This is a genomic window from Azospirillum sp. BE72 (genome assembly GCF_031455875.1).
Classification (GTDB): domain Bacteria; phylum Pseudomonadota; class Alphaproteobacteria; order Azospirillales; family Azospirillaceae; genus Azospirillum.
On the sequence record NZ_JAVDTO010000005.1, the window covers coordinates 68,797 to 89,110 of the forward strand.

Sequence of the window (20,314 nt, forward strand, 5' to 3'; positions counted from 1 at the left end):
TCGCCCGTCCGGGCTTGGCCGCGAACCGGCCGCCCGGACGGGCGAGGGGGTCATTCCTCTCATGCGCGGGCTGCCATGTATTCACCTCAGATCATCCTGGAAGCGGCGCTGAACGGTCTGATGACCGGTGCGGTCTATGCGCTGATCGCACTCGGCCTGACGCTGATCTACGGCGTGCTCCACATCATCAACTTCGCCCATGGCGCGCTGCTGACCTGCGCGATGTTCGCGGTCTGGGGCGCCTGGGCCGGGCTGGGGATCGACCCCTATCTGGTCATCCTGCCGCTGGTGCCGCTGATGTTCGCGCTCGGCTACGGCCTGCAGCGCTTCGTCGTCGGGCCGGCCAGCCATGGCGACGACGGCAACATCCTGCTGGTTACTCTGGGCCTGTCCATCGTGCTGGAGAATGTGCTGCTGGCGCTGTTCCAGTCGGACACCCGCACGCTCGACACCGACTATTCCTTCCAGGTGGTGGCGCTGGGGCCGCTGCTCCTCTCCTACCCGCGGGTGATCGGGCTGGGGATGGCGGTGGTGGTGACCGGGCTGTTGTGGCTGGTGCTGAACCGCACCGACACCGGCAAGGCGATCCGCGCCGTCGCCAAGGAAAAGCTGGGCGCCAATCTGGTCGGCATCGACGTGCCGCACATCTATGCAGTCACCTTCGGCCTGGGCTGCGCCTGTCTTGCCGTGGCGGCGGGGCTGCTGATGCCGACCTTCTACGTCAACCCGCGCATCGGCGGCGCCTTCGTACTGGTCGCCTTCACCGTGGTGGTGCTGGGCGGCATGGGCTCCATTCCCGGCGCGCTGCTGGGCGGCCTGTTCATCGGCGTGGTGGAGAGCCTGTGCGGCCTGTTCCTGGGCGACAGCCTGGGCCAGATCGGCATCTTCCTGATCTTCATCGCCGTGCTGCTGGTGCGGCCGACCGGACTGTTCGGAGCCAAGGCATGACCGCGCGCGACCTGATCCCGATCGCCGTCCTGACCATCCTGGCCGCCCTGCTGCCGCTGGTGGTGACGTCCAGCACGGTGCTGAACTTCCTGGTCTTCACGCTGATCGTGTCGCTGGGCGCGCAGGGCTGGAACATCCTGGGCGGTTTCGGCGGCCAGTTCAGCTTCGGCCATGCCGCCTTCTTCGGCACCGGCGCCTATGTGACGGCGATCCTGCAGCTGCGCTACGGCGTCAACGCCTGGGCCGGACTGGTGCTGGCGACGGCGGCCGGTGGGGTGGTCGGCTGGACCATCGGTTTCCTCAGCTTCCGGTCAGGCCTGCGCGGCTCCTACTTCGCGCTGGTGACGCTGGCCTTCGCCGAGGTGTTTCGCATCCTCGCCAACGCCGCCTCCTTCACCGGCGGTGCGGCGGGCCTGCTGATCAAGCTGGACGTGCGCCCGGCCAACCTGCAATTCGACGACCGCGCCGTCCTCTACTGGCTGGTTCTGGCCTTCGTCGCGGCGACGCTGCTGCTGACCCGTTGGATCCAGCGCTCCCGCTTCGGGGCGCAGCTGGTGGCGGTGCGCGAGAACGAGGATGCGGCCAAGGCGCTGGGCGTGGATTCCCTCAAGGTGAAGCTGCGCGCCATCGCCCTGTCGGGCGGCGTGACGGCACTGTCCGGCTGCCTCTATGCCCAATACTTCCTCTACATCGACGCCAACATCGCCTATGGCAGCTGGATTTCGGTGGAGCTGCTGCTGGCCCCGATCATCGGCGGCGTCGGCACCGTCTTCGGCCCGGTGGTGGGGGCGCTTACCCTGCACGGGCTGGGCGAGGTCGCCAAGCAGTTCGCCGGCCGCATTCCCGGCATCGACCTGATCGTCTTCGGCGGCGTGCTGGTGCTGGCCGTGGCCTTCGCCCGCGGCGGCATCCTGGGCCTGCTGGAGCGGCTGCGCGACCGCGGCCGGGGGATGGTGGCGCGCGGCACCAAGGAGGTTTCCCATGCTGGCCGTTGACGGCGTTTCCAAGCGGTTCGGCGGGCTGATGGCGGTGGACAGCGCGACGCTGTCGCTGGAGCCCGGCGGCATCATTGGGCTGATCGGTCCGAACGGTGCGGGCAAGACCACGCTGTTCTCGATGATCTCCGGCTTCATCGCCCCCACCGACGGCCGCATCCGCTTCGAGGGCACCGACATCACCGCCGAGGAGCCGCACCGCCGGGCGGAGCGCGGCATCGGCCGCACCTTCCAGATCGTCCAGCCCTTCGCCGGTTTGACGGTGTGCGAGAACATCGCGGTCGGCGCCTATCTGCGCCATGCCAAGCGGGCCGACGCCATCGCCAAGGCGCGCGAGGTGGCGCGCCGGGTCGGGCTGGGGCCGGAGCTGGACCGGCCGGCCGGCGGGCTGACGGTGGCCGGGCGCAAGCGGCTGGAACTGGCCCGCGCGCTCGCCACCGAACCCAAGCTGCTGCTGCTGGACGAGGTGCTGGCCGGCCTGAACCCGTCGGAGATCCGCGACATCATCCCGGTGATCCGGGGCATCCGCGACGAAGGGGTGACGATCCTGATGATCGAACACGTCATGCAGGCGGTGATGAACCTGTGCGAGCGCGTCTATGTGCTGGCCCAGGGCCGCATGATCGCCGAGGGGCCGCCCGCCGCCGTCTGCGCCGACGCCCGCGTGATCGAGGCTTATCTCGGCCACGGCGCCGCCGCCCGGCTGAAGGCGGAGGGGGCGGCCCATGGCTGAGCAGCTTCTGGAGATCCGCGGCCTGAAGACAGGCTATGGCGCGACCGAGGTGCTGCGCGGCATCGACATGGCGGTGCATGGCGGCGAGATCGTCACCGTGCTGGGCTCCAACGGCGTCGGCAAGACGACGCTGAACAAGGTGCTGTCGGGCGTGCTGCCGCCCTGGACCGGCGAGATCCGCTTCGGCGGCACCCGCATCGACGGCAAGTCCGCCGCCCGCATCGTGGAGGAGGGGCTGATCCAGGTGCCGGAAGGCCGTAAGATCTTCCCCAACCTGTCGATCCGCGAGAATCTGGAACTCGGCAGCTACCGCCGCGGCAAGCCCAACCGGGCGCGGAACCTGGACCGCATCTTCGCGACATTCCCCCGGCTGAAGGAGCGCGAGGCGCAGTTCGCCGGCACCCTGTCGGGCGGCGAGCAGCAGATGCTGGCCATCGGCCGCGGCATGATGGCGGAGCCGCGTCTGCTGATCCTCGACGAGCCGTCGCTCGGCCTCTCGCCCCTGGTGGTGGAGGAGATGTTCGGGCTGATCCGCAAGCTGAACGCCGACGGGCTGGCGATCCTGCTGGTGGAGCAGAACGTCGTCCAGTCGCTGGAAGTCGCCCGCCGAGCCTACATCCTTGAAAACGGCGTCTTCGCGCTGTCGGGACCGTCCGACGAGATCGCGCGCGACCCCGAATTGAAACGCACCTATCTCGGCCTTTAGAGGGGCCGTCCGCCTGGGAGCGGTGACATGACAAGCCTGTCCTTCGACGTGAAGCCGGCGAGCGAGCTGCTCGCCGCCGCCCGCCCGTCCTGGCTCGACCGCTGGGGCGCCTTCGCCGCCGGCCTGACCTTCGCCGAGCTGCCGGCCCCGGTGGTGGAGCGGGCGAAGCTGGTGCTGCTCGACTGCATCGGCGTGATCGCCGCCGGCATGCAGGAACCGGAATGCCGCGCGCTGGCGGGCCGCATGGCCGAGACCGCCGGGAGCGGAGACTGCCCGGCCATCGGTGCAGGGCGCGGCTTCGCCGCCGGTTCGGCCGCCTTCCTGAACGGCGTCGCCGGCACCATGCTGGAGCTGGACGAGGGCAACCAGTATGCACGCGGCCATCCGGGCATCCATGTGCTGCCGGCCGCACTCGCCGCCGGTCCGCGGCTGAAATCCTCCGGCGCCGACCTGCTGACCGCGCTGGCGCTGGGTTACGAGATCGGCTCGCGCATCGGCATCGCCGCCAAGCTGCTGGTCACCACCCATCCGCACGGCACCTGGGGCACGGCGGGGGCGGCGCTGGCGGTGGCGCATCTGAACCGGGCCGATGCGGCGGCAATGATCGAGACGATCAACATCGCCTCCACCCTCGGCCTCGCCACCAGCCGGCGGACGATGCTGGAGGGCGGCACCGTGCGCAACGCCTATGCCGGCGTGTCGAACCAGCTGGGCCTGACCGCCTGGGATCTGGCGGCCAGCGGCTTTGTCGGCGAGACCGACGGGGTGGGCAGCGTGTTCGGCGGCGTCATCGCCCGCGATTTCCGGCCGGAGCTGATGGTCGACGAGTTGGGCGAACGCTGGGAGATCGCCCGCAACTATTTCAAGCGCCACGCCGCCTGCCGCTACACCCACGGCGCGCTGGATGCGCTGGGCGACATCGTCGCACAGGCCGGCGGGCGGATCGCCCCGGAACAGGTCGCCTCCATCGAAGTCGACACCTATGTCTGGGCCGCCCAGCTGAACGGGCCGGAGCCGAAGAACATGCTGGCGGCGAAATTCTCGCTGCCCTTCGCGCTGGCGACCTTTCTCGCCAATGGGGCGGCGACGCCCGATGCCTTCCGCGAAGACGCCCGGCAGGCGACTGCGACCCGCGATCTCGCCCGCCGGGTGACGGTGCGCGAGGACACGGAGCTGACCGCCCGGCTTCCCGGCCTGCGCCCGGCCCGCGTCCGCCTGACGCTCGCCGACGGCCGCAGCTTCGCGGCGGAGGCGCTGACCAACAAGGGCGACACCGAGGATCCCTACAGCCCCGACGAGGTGCGCGAGAAGTTTGCCGAACTCGCCGTTCCGGTCTGGGGCGCCCCTCATGCCGCCGCCATTGCCGATTGCGTCAAGACCATCGATCGCGCGGCCGATCTTTCAACCCTGACCCGGCTTCTGTCGGCGCCTGCCGCCGCCGGGGGGAGCGCTTGAGATGACCATGCCCGACCTCAGCTTCAAACAGCGGCTTTCCGAAAACCGCGTCGTGCTGGCCCCCGGCGTCTATGACGCCTTCACCGCCTCGATGGCGGCGCGTGCGGGATTCGAGGCGCTCTACCTCTCCGGCGCAGCAATCGCCTACACCCGGCTCGGCCGGCCCGACATCGGGCTGGTCTCGGTCAGCGAGGTGGCGGACACCATCGCCCTGGTGCGCGACCGGGTGCCGACGCCGCTGATCGTCGATGCCGACACCGGCTACGGCAACGCACTCAATGTCCAACGCACCGTCCGCATGTTCGAACGTGCCGGCGCCACCGCGCTGCAGTTGGAGGACCAGAGCTTCCCCAAGCGCTGCGGCCACCTGACCGACAAGGCGGTGATCCCCGCCGGCGAGATGGCCGGCAAGATCAAGGCGGCGGTCGATGCCCGCGCCAGCGAAGCCACGCTCATCATCGCCCGCACCGACGCGGTGGCGGTGGAAGGCGTGCCGGCGGCGCTGGACCGCGCCCGTCTCTACGTCGAGGCCGGGGCCGACGTGCTGTTCGTCGAGGCGCCGAAGAGCCGGGAGCAGCTGTCCGCCATCGCCACCGACCTGGGCGGCATCCGCCCGCTGCTGGCCAACATGGTGGAGGGCGGGCAGACGCCGATCAGCTCCGCATCGGAACTGGGCGAGTTGGGCTACCGGCTGGTGATCTTCCCCGGCGGCATCGTGCGGGCGCTCGCCCGGCAGGCGCAGGACTATTACGCCTCGCTGGCGCAGCACGGCACCACCCAGCCCTTCCGCGACCGCATGTTCGATTTCAACGCGCTGAACGACCTGATCGGCACGCCGGAGATGCTGGCGCTCGGCGAGACCTACAAGGACTTTGGCAAGGACTCTGGCCCCGCCAAGCGGGAGGACGCAGCATGACCACCAGAACCACTGCAATCGACCCCGTCACGCTGGCCGTCCTGAAGGGCCGGCTGGAGCAGATCGCCGACGAGATGGACGCAACGCTCTACCGCTCCGCCTTCAACCCGATCATCGCCGAGGCGCGCGACGCCTGCCACGGACTCTACCATGCGGAAACCGGCGCTACGCTGGTGCAGGGCACCAACGGCCTGCCGATCTTCGTCGGCGCCATGGCCTTCGCGGTCAAGGCGGTGATCGACAAGGTGGCTCGGGAAGGCGACCTCCACGCCGACGACATCTTCCTGTTCAACGACCCCTATGACGGCGGGACCCACCTGAACGACTTCCGTCTGGTGCGGCCGATCTTCCGCAATGGCCGGCTGTTCTGCTGGATGGCGTCGGTCGGCCACTGGCTCGACATCGGCGGCAACGTGCCGGGCAACTTCAACGCCCGCGCCACCGACAGCTTCCAGGAAGGCGTGCGCATCCCGCCGGTGAAGCTGGTCAAGGCCGGCGTGATGAACCACGACCTGCTGGCGATCCTCGCCGCCAATTCCCGTGTGCCGGTGTCGAACTACGGCGACCTGAACGGGCAGCTGAACGCGCTGGATCTCGGCGTGCGCCGTCTTTCGGAGCTGCTGGACGACCACGGCGAGGAGACGGTCGCCGCCGCCTTCGACGCCTTCACCGCGCGGGCCGACGCGCTGATGCGCAGCGCCATCGGGAAGCTGCCGGACGGCGTCTACAGCTTCGAGGATTACCTCGACAACGACGGCATCACGGCGGACCGGCTGCTCATCGCGCTGGATTTGACCATCGCCGGCGACCGGATGACGCTGGACTTTTCCCGCTCGTCCGCCCCCTGCGCCGGGCCGCTGAACATCGCCTATTCCACCGCCGTCGCCTGCTGCTATGTCGCGCTGAAGCATGTCTTCACCGACGTGCCGGCCAATGCCGGCTGCCTGAATCCGATCACCTTCGTCATCCCGGAAAGCACGCTGCTGGCGGTGAAGCCGCCGAAGCCGGTCGGCGGCTATACGGAAACCATCCTGCGCGTCATCGGCGTGGTGTTCGGCGCGCTCGCCCTGGCCGACCCGGCCCGCGCCACCGCCGCGCCCTTCGGCACCATCAACGCCCTGTCGCTGGCCGGCCACCGCAAGGACGGCTCGCGCTGGGTCATGTTCTCCTTCTTCGGCGGGGGCTTGGGCGGCAATCCGGAGACGGACGGGCTGAACCACGCCAACAATCCGATCTCCACCGCCACCATCCCGCCGGTGGAAATCCTTGAAGCGGCCTATCCGGTGATGTTCACCCAATGGGCGCTGCGCCCGGACTCCGCCGGGGCCGGCCTGCATCGCGGCGGTCTTGGCGCAGTCTACGAGATCGAGGCGCTGACCGATGCCGACGTCTTCCTGCTGGGCGAGCGCGGCGTCTTCGCGCCCTTCGGCGTGGCCGGCGGCACGCCTGCGGCGCTCAACCGCTTCACCTGGCAGAGCGACGAGGGCGAGAAGTCGCCACCGCTGGCCTCCAAGGTCACCGACGTGAAGATCCGCGACGGCCAGCGCGTGCGGCTGGAGACGCCGGGCGGCGGCGGCTGGGGCGACCCGAAGCGGCGCGATGCGGAGGCCGTCGCCCGCGACGTGCGGCTCGGCTATCTCGGCATTGAGGCGGCGCGCAATGCCTATGGCGTGGCGCTGACCGACGACGGCGCGCTGGACCTCGCCGCCACCGCGACCTTGCGCGAATCCTCCGCCGCCTGACGACACCGGGATCAAGACCATGAGCAACGTTACTTCGCGCGGTGCGATCGTCGGCGTCGATGTCGGCGGCACCTTCACCGACCTGTTCCATTACGACGAGGCGCGCGGCAGCTTCCGCACCGCCAAGGTCCCCTCCAACCGCGGCGACGAGGCGGTCGGCTTTTTGGCCGGGCTGCAGAGCTTCGGCCCCGTCGCCGAACTGGGTTCCATCGTCCACGGCACCACCGTCGGCACCAACGCGCTGCTGGAGCGCAAGGGCGCCAAGGTCGGCCTGATCACCACCGCCGGCTTCCGCGACGTGCTGGAGATGCGCCGCCGCGACCGTCGCCACACCTGGGGCCTGTGGGGCGATTTCGTCCCCGTGGTCGACCGCGACATGCGTCTGGAGGTGGCGGAGCGCACGCTGGCCGACGGCACCATCCGCAGCGCCATCGACCCGGAGGAGGTCCGCGCCGCCGCCCGTAAGCTGGCCGACCAGGGGGCGGAGGCGCTCGCCATCGTCTTCATAAACGCCTATGCCAACCCGGCCAACGAACTGGCGGCGCTGGAGGCGGCGCGCGAGGTCTGGCCAAACGCCAACCTCGAATGCTCGTCGCGCATCCTGCCGGAAATCCGCGAGTTCGAGCGCACCTCCACCACCGCGCTGAACGCCTATCTCCAGCCGGTGGTCGGCAGCTATCTCGCCAAGCTCGACAACGCGCTGGCCGGCGAGGGCTTCGGCGGACGCTTCCACATCGTGCAGTCCAACGGCGGCGTCATGTCCACGGACACCGCGCGGCGGCTGCCAGTACGCACCGCCCTGTCGGGGCCGGCGGCGGGCGTCATCGCGGCGGCGGCGATCTCCAAGGCGGCCGGCTTCCCCAACGTCATCACCGGCGACCTCGGCGGCACCAGCTTCGACGTGTCGCTGGTGGTGGAGGGACAGACCATGCTGGCCGCCCAGACCACCATCGATTTCGGTCTGGTCGTCCGCACCCCGATGATCGAGATCACCACCATCGGCGCCGGCGGCGGCTCCATCGCCGGGGTCGATCCTGGCGGCATGCTGCAGGTCGGGCCGGAGAGCGCAGGCTCGCGGCCGGGGCCGGTCTGCTACGGCCAGGGCAACACCCGTCCGACCCTGACCGACGCCAACGTGCTGCTCGGCCGCATCAATGCCGAGCGTCCCATCGGCGGAAAGCTGGCGCGGCTGGACGTCGACGCCGCCCGAACCGCCATCGCCACCCATGTCGCCGAGCCGCTCGGCCTCGACGTCATGGCGGCGGCAGAGGCGGTGGTGCGCATCGCCAACAGCAAGATGGCCGGCGCCATCCGCCTCGTCTCCATCGAGCGCGGCCACGACCCGGCCAAGTTCGCCGCCGTGCCCTTCGGCGGCGGCGGCGCGCTGCATGTCGGCGCCCTCATCAAGGAGGTCGGCTTGAAGGCGGCGCTGGTGCCGCGCTTTCCCGGCGTGACCTCGGCACTCGGCTGCGTCATCGCCGACATCCGCCACGATCAGGTGCAGACGGTCAATTTGCCGCTGGCGGGCATCGATGCAGGGGCGCTCGACCGCCGCATGGTGGTGGAGGCGACCGCCGCCCGCGCCGTGGTGGAATCGGCCGGGCTCAGCGTCGAGCGCATCGACCTCGTCTTCGAACTCGACATGCACTACATCGGCCAGACCCACACCGTCGCCGTGCCGCTGCCGGTGTCGGTCGAGAGCGGAACGACCGGCATCGACGAGGCGACCATCCGCGCCGCCTTCGAGCGGGCCTATCAGGCCTCCTTCAGCCGCCTGCTGCCGGGCGTCGGCGCCAAGATCGTCAATCTGCGCACCGCCGCCATCGGCCGCCGCCCGCATTTCGACCTCTCCGCGCTGGCTCCCGCCTCCGGCACCACGGTGGAAGGAGCGTATGCCGGCTCGCGGCCGGTATGGTTCGACGGGGCGTGGCACGAGACGGCGGTCTACAACCGGCTCGACCTGCCGGTCGGCGCGGTGATCCAGGGGCCGGCGATCCTTGAGCAGCCGGACGCGACCACCGTCATCGACCCCGACCTCAGCGCCCGCGTCGACGTCTACGGCAACGTCATCGTGGAAAGGAGCGCCCGATGAGCGCCACCGCCATTCCCATCGAGCGCACCGCCCTGCTAGTCTGCGACCTGCAAAACGACTTCATCCATCCCGAGGGCGCCTATGGCCGCGCCGGGCAGACCGCGCCGGAGATCCTGGCCCTGCCGGAGCGGGTGAAGCCGCTGGCCGATTTGCTGCGCTCGCGCGGCGGCTGGGTGATCTCCACCAACTTCACGCTCGTGCCGGGCCGTGGCGGCGAGCCGATGATCTCGCCCCACCTGAAGGCGCTGCGCCCTTTCCTGGCCAAGGGCGATTTCCAGCCCGGCAGCTGGGGGCACCGCACGGTGGATGCGCTCCAGCCCGTCGATGTGGAGGTTGAGAAGGTCGCCTATTCCGCCTTCTACATGTCGCGGCTGGAATGGGTGCTGCGGAAATGCGGGGTGGAGCGGCTGCTGGTCTGCGGCATCGTCACCAATGGCGGCGTCGCCTCCACCGTGCGCGACGCCCATGTCCGCGAGTTCGACACCATATTGCTGGAGGACGGCTGCGCCGCCTTCAGCCGCGAGCTGCATGAGGTCTCCGTCGCCGCGCTACGCCCGGTCTGCCGCGTGGCGACCGTCGCCGCGATGATGGAGGAGGCGGCAAGCCCATGAGCCGCATGATCAGCCGCATCCTGCCCGCCGATGGCGTGGAGTTCGAGTTCACCGTTCCCGTCGTCGTGATCGGCGGCGGAGCGGCCGGCATGGTCGCGGCGCTGGCCGCGCATGAGCAGGGTGCCGCCGTGCTGGTGCTGGAGCGAGACGCGCTGCCCCAGGGCTCCACCGCCCTGTCGGCCGGGCTGGTCCCGGCGCCGGGCACCCGTTGGCAGCGCGATGCCGGGATCGAGGACAGTCCGGAACGCTTCGCCGCCGACATCGTCGCCAAGGCCAAGGGCGAACCGGACCCGGCCGAGGTCGCCCGCGTTGCGCAGGCCGTGGGGCCGGCGCTGGAATGGCTGGCCGACCGCTACGGCCTGCCCTTCTCGGTGGTGGACAATTTCAGCTATCCCGGCCACAGCGCCCGGCGCATGCACGGTCTGCCCAGCCGGTCGGGCGCGGAGTTGATCGACAGGCTGCGTGGAGCCGTGGAAACCGCCGGCATCGACGTGCTGTGCGAGGCGCATGTCACGGCGCTGTATGCCGATGGGCCTCTCGTCCGCGGCGTGGAGATCACCCGCCCCGACGGCAGCGTCGAACGGGTCGGCTGCGGCGCGCTGATCCTCGCCTGCAACGGCTATGGCGGCAACAAGGCGCTAGTGGAGCGCCATGTGCCGGAGCTGGCCGACGCGCTCTATTTCGGCCATCCCGGCAATCAGGGCGACGCGCTGCTGTGGGGCGAGGCTCTGGGCGCCGCCACCCGGCATTTGTCGGGGCACCAGGGCCATGGCTCCGTCGCGCATCCCGCCGGCATCCTCGTCACCTGGGCGACGATCACCGAGGGCGGCGTGCAGGTGAATGTGGAGGGCCGGCGCTTCTCCAACGAGGCGCAGGGCTATTCGGAGCAAGCCGCCATCGTGCTGCGCCAGCCGGACGGCATCGCCTGGACCGTGTTCGACGAGCGTATCGCCGGCATCGCCCGCCAGTTCGAGGATTTCCGGCAGGCCGAGGCGATGGGCGCGGTGCTGAGCGCCGACACCCCGGCCGAGCTTGCCCGGCAGATGAAGATCGACGCGGACGCTCTGACGGTCACGCTGGCCGAGATCGACCGGCTGAAGGCGGAGAGCGGAACCGACGCTTTCGGCCGCGACTTCACCGGTTCGGCCCCGCTGGTCCAGCCCTACCGCGCCGTCCGCGTCACCGGCGCCCTGTTCCACACCCAGGGCGGGCTGGTCGTCGATGACGATGCGCGCGTCCTGGATGCCCAGGGCGCGCCGCTGCCCAACCTCTATGCCGCTGGCGGGGCCGCCTGCGGCGTGTCGGGATCCAAGGCGTCCGGCTATCTGTCCGGCAACGGCCTGCTGACCGCGGTGGCTCTCGGGCGCATCGCCGGAAACGCCGCCGCGGGCGTCGTAAGGGAGGAAACCAGCCGATGACATCGCAGCCACGCAGCCTGTTCGAAAAGGTCTGGGACGCCCATGTCGTGGCGACCCGGCCCGACGGTCAGGCCCTACTCGCCATCGACCGTCATTTCCTGCACGAGGGCTCTTTCCACGCCTTCGGCATGATCGACCATGCCGGCCGCAAGGTGCGCCGGCCGGAGCTGACCTTCGCCGTCGCCGACCATTACGTGCCCTCACACAGCCGGGCCAGGCCCATCGCCGATCCCGAGATCGCCAACATGGTGACGATGCTGGAGGCGAATGCCGGCCGCCACGGCCTGCGCCATTTCGGCCTGCACGATCCGGCGCAGGGCATCGTCCATGTGCTGGCGCCCGAACAGGGGCTGACGCTGCCCGGCCTGACCATCGTCTGCGGCGACAGCCACACCTCCACCCACGGCGCTTTCGGCGCGCTGGCCTTCGGCATCGGGGCGACCGAGGTGTCGCATGTGCTGGCGACGCAGACGCTGTGGCAGCGCCGTCCCAAGACCATGCGCATCACCGTGGACGGGGCTCTGGGGCCGCATGTGACGGCCAAGGATCTGATCCTGGCGGTGATCGCCGCCATCGGCGCCGACGGTGCAGCCGGCCATGTCATCGAATATGCCGGCAGCGCCATCCGCGCCCTGTCGATGGAAGGCCGGCTGACCGTCTGCAACATGTCGATCGAGGCCGGCGCGCGTGCCGGCATGATCGCCCCCGACGACACCACCTTCTCCTGGGTCGAGCGGCGGAATTACGCCCCCAAGGGTGCGCTGTTCGACCGGGCCGTGGAGCATTGGCGGACCCTGCCCAGCGATGACGGCGCCGTCTTCGACCGCGAGGTGACGCTGCACGCCGCCGACATCGCCCCGGCCGTGACCTGGGGCACCAGCCCGGAGACGGCGGTTCCGGTGACGGCGGCGGTTCCCGATCCCGGCGCCGAGGCCGATCCGGTGCGCGCCGGGCAGATGCGCAAGATGCTGGACTACATGGGCCTCGCCCCCGGCATGGCGCTGGAGGATGTGCCCATCGACCGCGTCTTCATCGGCTCCTGCACCAACGCCCGTCTGGAGGATCTGCGCGCCGCCGCCGAGGTGCTGCGCGGCCGTCGCGCGGTGGTGCCGGGGCTGGTGGTTCCGGGATCGGTCCCGGTGCGCCGGCAGGCGGAGGCGGAGGGGCTGGACCGCGTGTTCATCGACGCCGGCCTGGAATGGGGGGAGCCCGGCTGCTCCATGTGCGTGGGCATCAACGGCGATCTGGTTCCGGCGGGAGAGCGCTGCGCCTCCACCACCAACCGCAACTTCCCCGGCCGCCAGGGGCCGAACGCCCGCACCCATCTGATGAGCCCGGCGATGGCTGCCGCAGCCGCCGCGACCGGCCACCTCACCGATGTCCGCAAGCTCGATCTCCGCAAGCTGGGAGCGTCGTAGAATGGACCCCTTCGTCACGCTGACCGCAGCGGCGGTGCCGCTCGACATCGCCAACATCGACACCGACCAGCTGCTGCCCGCCCGCTTCCTGAAAAAGCCGCGCAGCGCCGGCTACGGCAACTTCCTGTTCCATGACGAGCGCAAGCCCGGCTTCCCGCTGGACGACCCCGCCTATGCCGGTGCCCGCGTTCTGGTGAGCGACCGCAATTTCGGCTGCGGCTCCTCGCGGGAAGGGGCGGTCTATGCGCTGGTGGATGGCGGGTTCCGCTGCGTCATCGCGCCCAGCTTCGGCGACATCTTCGCCGCCAACGCCGCCAAGAACGGCCTGCTGACCATCACCCTGCCGGAGGATGCGGTGGCGGCGCTGCGCCGCCAGCTTCAGGAGAAGCCGGGTGCCGTCGTCACGGTCGATCTGCCGGCCCAGACCCTGACCGGCCCGGACGGGCGGGCGCTGTCCTTCGCCATCGATCCCTTCAAGAAGGAGTGTCTTGTCGAGGGGCTTGACGACGTGGCGTTGACCCTGCGCCATCAGGACGCCATCGACGCCTTCGACCGGTCGGACGCCGAGGCCCGGCCCTGGGTGGTGCCGGGGGCCTGAGAAGGGCTCCCGGACCTCAGCCTCAGCGCGGCAAGGGCGTGCCGTTGACCGCGTGGTAGCTGCGGATCACCTGGCTGTCGTCCATCGACCCTTCGCCGCGGCCGGAGGTCGCCAGGAACATCTGGTGGGCGACTGCGGCCAGCGGCAGGGCGGCCTTGGCGTCGCGCCCGGCCTCCAGCACGATGCCGAGATCCTTGACGAAGATGTCGACGGCGCTGGTGATGCCCGGCTCCGCTTCCAGCATGCGGGGCCCGCGGTCCTTCAGCATCCAACTCGATGCCGACGACCCGCTCATGATCTCCAGCAGGACCTTCAGATCCACGCCGACCTTGGCGGCCAGCGCGAAAGCCTCCGCCACCACGGCGATGTGGACGCCGCAGAGCAGCTGGTTGACGGTCTTCACCGTGGCGCCCTGCCCCGGCTTCTCGCCGACGTGGAACACCTTGTCGCCCATGGCGGCCAGGACCGGGCGCACCCGCTCCACCGTCGCCGCCGGGGCCGCCGCCATGATCGACAGCGTTCCGGCGACCGCTCCCACCACCCCGCCGGAGACGGGAGCATCGACGAAGCGGCGCCCGGCCGCCTCCACCCGCTCCGCCAGGGCGGCGACCGCGCCCGGCGGACAGGTCGCCATCAGGATCACCGCCGCGCCGGCCGGCAGTGCCTCCAGCGCGCCGTCGGCGAAGAGGGCGGCGTCGGCCTGGGCGGCGTTCACCACCATCAGCACCAGCACATCCGCATCCACAGCCGCAGCAGCAGCGCTTGAGACGCCCTTCCCGCCCGCGGTCTCCAACGTCCGGACACTCTCGGTCCGCACGTCGAAGCCCTGAACCGTGAAGCCCTTCGCCAGCAGATTGCGCGCCATGGGCATGCCCATGGAACCGAGGCCGATGAAACCGACTGTCGTCATCGCTTGAATATCCTTGGATTGGGCCTTGGATCGAGGTGCCGCCGGGTCAGTACAGGATCGTCGCCGGTATGTAGGACACCAGCCCCAGCACAATCAGCGCCACCAGATAGAAGGGCCACAGCTCGCGCACGATGGCGCCGATGGGTTCGCGCGAGATGGCGGCGGAGATGAACAGGGTGGTGCCGATGGGCGGGGTGAACAGGCCGATGCTGAGATTGACGGCCATCATGATGCCCAACTGGATCGGGTCCATGCCGATGGCACCGCCGACCGCGACGAAGGTGGGGCCCAGCAGCAGGATCGCCGCCGGCAGGTCGAGGAACATGCCGACCACCAGCATGATCAGGTTCATCGCCAGGATGATCAGCCACGGCTCCTTCAGCACGCTCTCGGCATAGCCGGCGACGGCGTTCGGGATGGCTTCGGTGATCAGCACATAGCCGACAAGGTTGGAGGCGGCGATGACCAGCATGACGACGCCCGTGGTCACGACCGTGCCCAGCAGCGCGGCGTAGATCCGCTTCACCGTCAGGTCGCGGTAGATCAGCACGCTGACCAGCAGGGCGTAGGCGACGGCGATGACGCTGACCTCGGTCGGGGTGGCGATGCCGAAGCGCAGCAGCACCAGGATGAAGGCCGGCATCAGCAGCGCCGGCAGCGCCGCGACGGTCGCCATCCCCAGCGCCCGCAGCCCACCCTCGCTCTTCAGCAGGGGGAAGTTGCGCATGCGGCCGCTGACATAGCAGACGATCATCATGCCGGCGGCAAGCATCAGCCCCGGCAGGATGCCGGCGAGGAACAGCGAGGCGATGGAGGCGTTCGACACCGCGGCATAGAGGATCAGCGGGATCGACGGCGGGATCAGACCCGCGATCACCGACGAGGAGGCGGTCGCCGCCGCGCCGAAGGCGGCGGGATAGCCCTCGCGCTTCTGCCAGGGGATCAGCATGGAGCCCAGCGCCGACGCCTCGGCCACGGCGGAGCCGGACACGCCGCCGAAGATGGTCGAACCGACGACGGTGACCTGCGCCAGCCCGCCGGGATAGCGCCCGACCAGCGCCGCGGCGAAACGCACCAGCTTCTGGCCCAGCGTGCCGCTCATCATCAGCGCACCGGACAGGATGAAGAAGGGAATGGCCAGCAGCGGGAAGCTCTGGGTCGGCTGGAACAGCTTGATGACGGAGATGACGGTGGGAACCGAGCCCAGTGTCATGACGGCGGCGCCGGAACTGATGACCAGTGCGTAGCCGACGGGGAACGAGAGAAGCAGGAGAAGGCCGAAGACGGCCACCATCATGGCGGTCATATCTCTTCCTCCGACACATGGGCGCGGACGGACCGCGGATCCTCGGCGATCAGAAGGCGCAGGAAGGTGGTGACGGCGGTCAGCCCCACCCCGACGAATCCTGCGATCAGCGACAGGTAGGCCCAGCGGGCGCTGACGCCCGTCACCGGATAAACCTCGCTGCCGGTGATCTCGATGACGGCGAGGCCGATGTAGGCGAGATAGAAGAAGGTCGCAGCCACCACCACCTGCATCGCCAGCAGCAGCGACCGGGCCGCCGTACGGGGAAGCATGTCCAGCAGCAGCGTGACCGAGATGTGCGCGCCCTTCTGCGCCGCCAGCACCACGCCGCCCATCACCAGCCAGGGAAACAGCAGGTTGGGCAGTTCGGACGGCCAGCCCATCCCCTGGGTGGTCAGGTAGCGGACCACGACTTCGGCCCCCAGCGACAGGAACAGCACGACCAGCGACAGGATCGACACGGCGGCGGAGGCGACGGAAATCGCGCCGTCAGCCGCCTGGAGAAGGGTGGCGGGAAGTCCCGCCACCACATGCTCCCGGTCGTGGGACACCGTCATCACGGCGCCGCCCCGGCCGCAGCCTCCTTGCGGACCAGCGCCACCAGTTCGGGGAATTGCTTCTCCCACTTGTCGTAGACCGACTTGGTCTTGGCGACGAAGGGCGCCGGATCCACCGTGTTGAACTTCACGCCCGCGTCCTCCATCTTCGACCGCAGTTCCTTGTCGGCCTTGGCGGACATCTCGCGGTTCAGCTTGCCCGCCTCCGCCGCCGCGTCCAGCACCGCCTTCTGGTCGGCCTTCGACAGGGTGTCGAACACCATCTTGCTGGCCAGCAGCGGGGTCGACTCATACTTGTGGCCGGTCAGCGAGATGTATTTCTGCACCTCGAAGAGCTTGGAGGAATGGATGTTCATCAGCGGGTTCTCCTGCCCGTCCACCACGCCCTGCTGGAGCGCGATGTAGAGTTCGGAGAAGGCCAGCGGCGTCGGGTTGGCGCCCAGCGCCTTGAAGATGTCCACAGTCATCGGGTCCGGCGGGGTGCGGATTTTCACACCGGCCAGATCCTCCGGCTTGGTGATCGGGCGGACGTTGTTGGAAACATGGCGGATGCCGTTGTCCCACATCGCCAGCAGCACCAGACCCTTGGTCTTCGACGCGTCGTCCAGCTTCTTCGCCACCGGGCCGTCCAGCACCTTCCAGGCCTGCGGCAGCGACTGGAACAGGAAGGGCAGGCCCAGCACCGCATAGTCCGGCACCACGCCCGAGGTGGTGCCCTGCGAGTTGGCGCTGAAGGCCAGCGTGCCGAGACGCATGCTGGTCAGAGCCTCGACGTCGTCGCCGTACTGGGCGCTGCCGCCGACCTCGATCTTCACCCGTCCGTCCGTCTTTTGGGCGACGAGTTCCGCGAACTTCAGCGAGGCTTCCGCCTTCGGGTTGCCGGGGGCCGCGTTGTGGGCCAGACGCAGGACCTGCTGGGCCCAGGCGGCGGGCGACGCGACCAGGGCGGTGCCCACCATCAGCGACAAGAGCAGCTTCTTCATCGGATTCCTCTCCCTATGGACGTTTGCCTTATGGGCGTTTGCCCAATAGACGTTTGTTGATTGATCGGGTCGGATGAACGGTCGTCCTAGAGCCAGCCCTTGATGCTGGCCGCCATGGCGTCGGTGGAGATGCCGTAGAGGTCGTGCAGGGTCGGCAGGGCGCCGGCCTTCAGGAACTCGTCGGGCAGGCCGATCTGGCGGAAGACCGGGGCGACGCCGGCGCGCAGCAGGGTGCCGGCCACCGCCTCGCCCAGCCCGCCGATGACGGTGTGGTTCTCCGCCACCACCACCATGCGACCGGTGCGCCCGGCTTCACGCAGGATGGTCTCGGTGTCGAGCGGCTTGATGGTGGGGACGTGCAGCACGGCGACGCCGACCTTGTCGGCCTCCAGCCGCTGCGCCACTTCCAGCGCCCGCATCGTCATGATGCCGGACGAGATGACCAGCACGTCCACGCCTTCGCGCAGCAGCTTGGCCTTGCCGAGCTCGAATTTGTAGTCGTACTCGTCCAGCACCAGCGGGACGTTGCCACGCAACAGCCGCATGTAAACCGGGCCGTTGTGCGCGGCCATGGCCGGCACCACCTGCTCGATCTCGTGCGCGTCGCAGGGATCGATCACCACCATGTTCGGCATGGCGCGCATCAGCGCCAGATCCTCGGCCGCCTGGTGGCTGGGTCCGTAGCCGGAGGTCAGCCCCGGCAGGGCGCAGGCGATCTTGACGTTGCGGTTCTCCTCCGCGATCGTCTGGTGGACGAAGTCATAGGCGCGGCGCGAGGCGAAGACGGCGTAGGTGGTGACGAAGGGCATCATGCCCTCATGCGCCATGCCCGACGCCGCGCCCATCAGCAGCTGCTCGGCCATCCCCATCTGATAGAAGCGGTCGGGATAGGCCTGGGCGAAGATGTGCAGGTCGGTGTATTTGGCGAGATCGGCGGTCATGCCGACGATCTCCGGCCGCTGCTTCGCCAACTCGACCAGCGCATGGCCGAAGGGGGCCGGCCTGGTCCGCTGCCCGTCCGCCGCGATCGAGGCGATCATGGCGGAGGTCTTCAGGCGCGGCTTTGCGGTGGTGTTTGCAGCGGTGCTCATGCGGTCCTCCCGGCGTCGAGCGCATCGAGCGCCAGCTGCCATTCGTGCGCGTCGACGCGGATGAAGTGGTTCTTTTCGCGGGCTTCGAGGAAGGGCACGCCCTTGCCCATCTTCGTGTCGCAGACGATCATCCGCGGCTTGGCCTCCGGGTGCGACTTGGCGGCGTCGAAGGCGGCGATCACCGCGTCCATGTCGTTGCCGTCGATGCGCTGGACGAACCAGCCGAAGGCTTCCAGCTTGTCCACCAGCGGCTCGAACGCCATCACCTGGGTGGAGGGGCCATCGGCCTGCTGGTTGTTGACGTCGACGATGGCGATCATGTTGTCGAGCTTGTAATGGGCGGCCGACATGATGGCCTCCCACACCGAACCCTCGTCCAGCTCGCCGTCAGAAAACAGCGTGTAGACACGGGCAGCGGAGTTCTTGCGCTTCAGCCCCAGCCCGATGCCGACCGCGATGCTGAGGCCGAGGCCGAGCGAGCCGCCCGACATCTCCATGCCCGGCGTGTAGCTGGCCATGCCCGACATCGGCAGGCGGCTGTCGTCGCTGCCGTAGGTCTCCAGTTCTTCCGCCGGGACGATGCCGGCCTCGATCAATGCCGCGTAGAGCGCGATGGCGTAATGGCCGTTGGACAGCAGAAAGCGGTCGCGCTCCTCCCAATGCGGGTCCTCGGGCCGGTACTTCATGGCGTGGAAATAGGAGACCGCCAGAACGTCGGCGATGTCGAGCGCCTGGCCGATGTAGCCCTGCCCCTGCACCTCGCCCATCAGCAGGGCGTTGCGGCGGATGCGGTAGGCGCGTTCGGCCAGCGGCACATTGTGCCCCAGCGGGGTGGTGTCGAGTGCGGTGTCCACGGGAGGTGTCTCCAGCATTTCGGGATCAGTGGATCAGCATGCCGCCGTTGACGTCGAGCGTGGCGCCGGTGATGTAGGAGGACAGCTCCGACGCCAGGAACAGGCAGGAGCGGGCCACATCCTCGGCGTCGCCCAGGCGGTTCAGCGGGATGCCCTTCAGGATTTCCGCCCGCAGCTCGTCGGTCAGCTTGCCGCCGGTGATGTCGGTCTGGATCAGGCCCGGCGTCACCGAATTGACGCGGACATTGTCCGGCCCCAGTTCGCGCGCCATCGCCTTGGCGAGGCCCAGCACGCCGGCCTTGGCCGCGCTGTAGTGCGGACCGCCGAAGATGCCGCCGCCGCGCTGCGCCGAAACGGACGAGATGCAGACGATGGAGCCGGACTTGCGCTCCCGCATGTGGGGGACGACCGCCTGGCTCATGTACAGCGTGCCGCGCAGGCTGACGTCGGTCACCGCCTCGTAGTTCTTTGGGCCGATGTCCATGAACTTCAGCGGCTGGGTGATGCCGGCATTGTTGACCAGCACGTCGATGCGGCCGAACTCCTCGACCACGCGGTTCGCGGCGGCGAAGCAGGCGTCGCGGTCGGTCACGTCGCAGGCCAGACCGCGATGGGCCTCGCCCAGCTCGGCGGCGGCTTCGGCAGCCTGCCCGGCGTCGAGGTCCAGGATGATCGCGCGCCCGCCATGCAGCGCGAAAAGCCTCGCGGTCGCCCGGCCGATGCCGCGGCGCGACGCGGCGCCGGTGATGACGCAGACCTTGTTGGACAGCAGCATGCTCGCTCCCTTTGTCGAAGCAGGCTCCGCCGTGGCGGCCCGGTGGATGCCGCGACGGAGCGTCGGTTTCGCTCGGTTGTGGTGATTTCACTCTGGCTGACCGATGATTCGTTCAGCCGATGATTGAGGTGATCGTATGATCTTGAGATGAATTCGACAAACGAATAAGATCACGCATTGATGAATGTAATTCATGTGAATGGCGC

Annotated in this window: 19 protein-coding genes; 12 read left to right on the plus strand and 7 right to left on the minus strand. The window is 69.2% G+C overall.

What is annotated here, in order from left to right:
* The first annotated feature begins 75 nt into the window (after positions 1-75).
* From J2Y49_RS16665 to leuD, 12 genes are read left to right on the plus strand one after another with little or no spacing between them, the layout of a single operon-like run.
* Positions 76-948: a branched-chain amino acid ABC transporter permease gene (locus tag J2Y49_RS16665; protein ID WP_310115981.1), complete on the plus strand. Its 873-nt coding sequence runs from the start codon at positions 76-78 to the stop codon at positions 946-948.
* The gene (locus tag J2Y49_RS16670) at positions 945-1,943 is read left to right on the plus strand and encodes a branched-chain amino acid ABC transporter permease (protein WP_310115982.1); all 999 of its coding nucleotides are present in this window, start codon (positions 945-947) and stop codon (positions 1,941-1,943) included. The genes J2Y49_RS16665 and J2Y49_RS16670 overlap by 4 nt, the downstream gene beginning before the upstream one ends.
* Positions 1,930-2,676: an ABC transporter ATP-binding protein gene (locus J2Y49_RS16675; protein ID WP_310115983.1), complete on the plus strand. Its 747-nt coding sequence runs from the start codon at positions 1,930-1,932 to the stop codon at positions 2,674-2,676. Before J2Y49_RS16670 ends, J2Y49_RS16675 begins: the two co-directional genes overlap by 14 nt.
* Positions 2,669-3,382: an ABC transporter ATP-binding protein gene (locus J2Y49_RS16680; protein WP_310115984.1), complete on the plus strand. Its 714-nt coding sequence runs from the start codon at positions 2,669-2,671 to the stop codon at positions 3,380-3,382. Before J2Y49_RS16675 ends, J2Y49_RS16680 begins: the two co-directional genes overlap by 8 nt.
* Positions 3,383-3,409: 27 nt before the next feature.
* On the plus strand, positions 3,410-4,837 hold the full coding sequence (locus J2Y49_RS16685; RefSeq protein WP_310115985.1) for an MmgE/PrpD family protein: 1,428 nt from the start codon (positions 3,410-3,412) through the stop codon (positions 4,835-4,837).
* A gap of 1 nt (position 4,838) precedes the next feature.
* Positions 4,839-5,753: an isocitrate lyase/phosphoenolpyruvate mutase family protein gene (locus tag J2Y49_RS16690; RefSeq protein WP_310115986.1), complete on the plus strand. Its 915-nt coding sequence runs from the start codon at positions 4,839-4,841 to the stop codon at positions 5,751-5,753.
* The gene (locus tag J2Y49_RS16695; protein ID WP_310115987.1) at positions 5,750-7,495 is read left to right on the plus strand and encodes a hydantoinase B/oxoprolinase family protein; all 1,746 of its coding nucleotides are present in this window, start codon (positions 5,750-5,752) and stop codon (positions 7,493-7,495) included. Before J2Y49_RS16690 ends, J2Y49_RS16695 begins: the two co-directional genes overlap by 4 nt.
* 19 nt (positions 7,496-7,514) lie before the next feature.
* Positions 7,515-9,587: a hydantoinase/oxoprolinase family protein gene (locus J2Y49_RS16700; protein WP_310115988.1), complete on the plus strand. Its 2,073-nt coding sequence runs from the start codon at positions 7,515-7,517 to the stop codon at positions 9,585-9,587.
* Positions 9,584-10,198: a cysteine hydrolase gene (locus tag J2Y49_RS16705; protein WP_310115989.1), complete on the plus strand. Its 615-nt coding sequence runs from the start codon at positions 9,584-9,586 to the stop codon at positions 10,196-10,198. Before J2Y49_RS16700 ends, J2Y49_RS16705 begins: the two co-directional genes overlap by 4 nt.
* On the plus strand, positions 10,195-11,616 hold the full coding sequence (locus J2Y49_RS16710; protein ID WP_409017858.1) for an FAD-dependent oxidoreductase: 1,422 nt from the start codon (positions 10,195-10,197) through the stop codon (positions 11,614-11,616). Before J2Y49_RS16705 ends, J2Y49_RS16710 begins: the two co-directional genes overlap by 4 nt.
* Positions 11,613-13,034, plus strand: coding sequence for a 3-isopropylmalate dehydratase large subunit (leuC, locus tag J2Y49_RS16715; RefSeq protein WP_310115990.1), 1,422 nt, complete (start codon positions 11,613-11,615; stop codon positions 13,032-13,034). The genes J2Y49_RS16710 and leuC overlap by 4 nt, the downstream gene beginning before the upstream one ends.
* A gap of 1 nt (position 13,035) precedes the next feature.
* Positions 13,036-13,632 (plus strand): 3-isopropylmalate dehydratase small subunit, encoded by a 597-nt coding sequence (gene leuD / locus J2Y49_RS16720; RefSeq protein ID WP_310115991.1) that lies wholly within the window; start codon positions 13,036-13,038, stop codon positions 13,630-13,632.
* 22 nt (positions 13,633-13,654) lie between these two features.
* Here the strand turns inward: leuD and J2Y49_RS16725 are convergent, their stop codons facing one another.
* The 7 genes from J2Y49_RS16725 to J2Y49_RS16755 all read right to left on the minus strand — a co-directional run bounded on the left by J2Y49_RS16725 (position 13,655) and on the right by J2Y49_RS16755 (position 20,108).
* Positions 13,655-14,635: an NAD(P)-dependent oxidoreductase gene (locus tag J2Y49_RS16725; RefSeq protein WP_409017859.1), complete on the minus strand. Its 981-nt coding sequence runs from the start codon at positions 14,633-14,635 to the stop codon at positions 13,655-13,657.
* Entirely contained in the window at positions 14,589-15,848 is a 1,260-nt protein-coding gene (locus tag J2Y49_RS16730; RefSeq protein WP_310115993.1) for a TRAP transporter large permease, read from the minus strand. Before J2Y49_RS16730 ends, J2Y49_RS16725 begins: the two co-directional genes overlap by 47 nt.
* Positions 15,845-16,405 carry a TRAP transporter small permease gene (locus J2Y49_RS16735; protein WP_310115994.1) on the minus strand — a complete coding sequence of 187 codons (561 nt, stop codon included), beginning with the start codon at positions 16,403-16,405 and terminating at the stop codon, positions 15,845-15,847. The genes J2Y49_RS16730 and J2Y49_RS16735 overlap by 4 nt, the downstream gene beginning before the upstream one ends.
* The gene (locus J2Y49_RS16740; RefSeq protein ID WP_310115995.1) at positions 16,405-17,388 is read right to left on the minus strand and encodes a TRAP transporter substrate-binding protein; all 984 of its coding nucleotides are present in this window, start codon (positions 17,386-17,388) and stop codon (positions 16,405-16,407) included. Before J2Y49_RS16740 ends, J2Y49_RS16735 begins: the two co-directional genes overlap by 1 nt.
* An 86-nt stretch (positions 17,389-17,474) precedes the next feature.
* Positions 17,475-18,479 carry a transketolase family protein gene (locus J2Y49_RS16745; protein WP_310115996.1) on the minus strand — a complete coding sequence of 335 codons (1,005 nt, stop codon included), beginning with the start codon at positions 18,477-18,479 and terminating at the stop codon, positions 17,475-17,477.
* On the minus strand, positions 18,476-19,333 hold the full coding sequence (locus tag J2Y49_RS16750) for a transketolase (protein WP_310115997.1): 858 nt from the start codon (positions 19,331-19,333) through the stop codon (positions 18,476-18,478). Before J2Y49_RS16750 ends, J2Y49_RS16745 begins: the two co-directional genes overlap by 4 nt.
* 25 nt (positions 19,334-19,358) lie before the next feature.
* Complete coding sequence (locus J2Y49_RS16755) at positions 19,359-20,108, minus strand: SDR family NAD(P)-dependent oxidoreductase (protein ID WP_149224772.1); 750 nt, start codon at positions 20,106-20,108, stop codon at positions 19,359-19,361.
* Positions 20,109-20,314 lie beyond the last annotated feature (206 nt).